The 831-nt window shown below is 48.9% G+C and carries 1 protein-coding gene and 1 pseudogene; one reads left to right on the top strand and one right to left on the bottom strand.

Annotated features, from left to right (window positions below; genetic code table 11):
* Nucleotides 1-361: pseudogene (locus ACWHAR_RS25345) on the top strand (MFS transporter); the annotation flags it as partial.
* On the opposite strand, the gene bstA reads toward ACWHAR_RS25345, so the two are convergent.
* Nucleotides 358-831, bottom strand: a 474-nt coding sequence (gene bstA / locus ACWHAR_RS25340; protein WP_452088218.1) for a bacillithiol transferase BstA, incomplete at its 5' end; no start/stop codon positions are given. The pseudogene ACWHAR_RS25345 and the gene bstA overlap by 4 nt on opposite strands.

Here is an 831-nt window from a genome sequence, read left to right as displayed (position 1 = left end):
AGCTCTTGGCACGCTTTCATTAGTAAGGCAAATTGGACTGACCTTGGCGCCTACTCTTTATGCAGGTTTTATCACAGCCGGGTTTGACCAAATAGGTAATGAGATCAACAGCCGCTTATCGGACAGCGGATATTCAGAAAAGGCGATGCAGATGATTCCGGAGATCGACAGTTCTGATGTTTCTTCTTTACAAGAACAAATCGAACGCATTCCCGTTCCTGAAGTCAAAACCGCGATAAGCGACGCCATTCATGCGAGTGTCGCCAGCGGCTATGATCATTTATATGCAGCGGCTGCTGTGATCTCACTTCTGGTGATTGCTGCTATCAGTATTCCGGCTTTCCGCCGGCAAAAGCGTTAAGACCACCCCATCCGTCTAGAAAGCTCCGTAATATGAGCGATATGGTGATGTGAGTGCCAGACATACAGGCCGAGCGCGTTCTCCAGGGTAATGATCTCCTTTGTATCAGGGTGATAAAATCCGCGCTTAAATTGCTGATCCGTCAGGGTGCGGAGCAGAGACGTCCATCTTCCGTGAAGCTCCTGCAAAAGCGAAAGTGAGCCGCTCGGATCTGCCGTTTTCGAGTCTTTTAGCTCCGACCATGCTTTTTCATCATACGGACGGATAGCCGGTGTCTCTTCCGTCAAGCTCAATTTAAAACGAATATAGCTGTTCATATGACTGTCAGCCAGATGATGAACAACTTGCCGAACGGTCCATCCACCGTCCCGGTACGGTGTGTCAAGCTGGCTGTCCGTCATGCCCTCTACAGCTTGCTTCAATTTTGCCGGCACTTCTTCAAGTACTTGAATCCATTTATCTTTTTGCTC

This window comes from Bacillus sp. LR--39 (genome assembly GCF_053613335.1).
This window is presented reverse-complemented; position numbering and strand designations above follow the sequence as displayed.